Here is a 1,831-nt window from a genome sequence, read left to right on the forward strand (position 1 = left end):
GCTGCGGAGCCCGCCGTTGATGCAGTCAGCTATATGATTCAGGTCGGTTCATTTAAAAAGCTTGATGATGCGGATGGTTTTCGGGCCAGGTTAGCCTTTTTAGGTATTGAATCAAAAGTGCAAACTGTGACAATAGATAATACTGATACCTGGCACCGTGTTCAGGTTGGACCAGTCATCGGTCGTGATAAAGCCGATGCCTTACAGAAACAGTTACGTGACAACAATATTGATTCGCTTTTATTACGCGCAAAACATGGTTAATGCTTTTCAATATTGCGGCTGAAATATCCGCCTGGACTTGAAGCAGGTTATAACGGCCCCAGTTTATTTATGTGAGATTTATCGAGGACAGCGATATGACAGAAAACAGCACGGCAACCGTTTGGCATGAAGTTGCCAGCCCATTTTGTGGTATAGCATCCGATGATCTGACAATTCAAGTCAGCGGTAACAACATTAAAGTTCTGGAAAATGGTGATGCTGTCACTCGTCCGGGTTTTGAAACGCCGATATCCGATTTACAACCCCGCATTCAAGGCAAAGCAGTTACTCTGGATCAGGCCGTTTCCCATATTGCTGATTTACTCATTAACAGCAAACAACCGTTAATCGCAGGTTTGGGTACGGACTTAAACGGTGCGCGTTCTGCCATGGCACTGGCTGATAAAAGCGGCGCCACGATTGATAGTTTTTATTCTCCAGCCGCCTTTCGCAATATCCTAGTATTACAGGACACCGGCTATATGACGACCACGCTTACCGAAGTAAGAAACCGGGTCGATCTGTTACTGGTTGTAGGAACGGATGTCGAATCCACATTCCCACGCTTTTTTGAACGAATGATCTGGAACAAAGAGAGCATGTTCGGCCAGGATATTGAGTCGCGTGAAGTTATCTATTTAGGCAAGAAACCAAGTGGAGATGCCTCCACTTCGCCAAAAGGTAAAAAGGCTCAGGTTATCGGCTGCGATAATGCTGACTTGCCGGAAGTGGTTTCGGTATTGCGCGCTTTGCTGAAAGGTAAACCGGTTCAGGCAGAAGCCGTTGCCGGAGTAGCAGTCAGTGAATTACAAACCTTGGCCGACAGACTAATGGCCGCTAAATATTCGGTAGTGACCTGGTCAGCTGGCCAACTGGATTTTGATCATGCTGAGGCCACCATTCAAAACGTCTGTGAACTGATCAAGGAAATTAACGCTACCACCCGCAGCAATGGCTTGCCATTAGGCGGTAAAGAAGGTGATACCACTGTGAATGCCGTAGCTTCCTGGCAAAGTGGATATCCGATGCGAACCACCTTCAATCGTCGCTTTCCAGATTACGACCCGTTTTTAAATGACGGTCGACGCATTCTTGCTGAAGGTGAGAGTGATGTTGTTATCTGGGTTTCCAGCTTTAACACCACCGTTACGCCACCCAAAACGTCAGCCACCACTATTGTGCTTGGACGAAGCGGTATGCAGTTTGAAACGGAACCGGAAGTCTATATTCCGGTTGGTGTGCCCGGTATCGATCACGAAGGCCGGACCTTTCGTACCGACAGTGTTGTTTCAGTTCCTTTAAGAAAATTACGTGACAGCGGCTTACCCAGCGTGTTTGAAGTACTCAGTGCGGTCGAACAGGCCCTGTAAACGGAGATAAAGATGCTTTTAAAATTAACAGGCGGACGTATTTTTGACCCGGCACACGATCAAAATGATGTGGTACGGGATATCTATATCCGCGATGGGCGTATTGTCGAAAAACCGACAGATGGTCGGGTTGATGAAGAAATCGATGTGCGTGGCAAAGTCATTATGGCCGGTGCCATTGATATGCATACCCATAT

At 47.1% G+C, this 1,831-nt stretch carries 2 protein-coding genes and 1 pseudogene; all 3 read left to right on the forward strand.

Annotation, left to right across the window (positions count from 1 at the left end; genetic code table 11):
* Positions 1 to 264: SPOR domain-containing protein (locus B3O33_RS14570; RefSeq protein WP_292363875.1), on the forward strand; the 264-nt coding region annotated here is incomplete at its 5' end.
* A 95-nt stretch (positions 265 to 359) separates the two neighbouring features.
* The gene (locus B3O33_RS14575; protein WP_292361125.1) at positions 360 to 1,634 is read left to right on the forward strand and encodes a formylmethanofuran dehydrogenase subunit B; all 1,275 of its coding nucleotides are present in this window, start codon (positions 360 to 362) and stop codon (positions 1,632 to 1,634) included.
* A 12-nt stretch (positions 1,635 to 1,646) separates the two neighbouring features.
* Positions 1,647 to 1,831: pseudogene (locus B3O33_RS14580) on the forward strand (formylmethanofuran dehydrogenase subunit A); the annotation flags it as partial.

Origin of the sequence: Methylophaga sp. UBA1464, from assembly GCF_002325665.1 — a bacterium.
Lineage (GTDB): Bacteria > Pseudomonadota > Gammaproteobacteria > Nitrosococcales > Methylophagaceae > Methylophaga.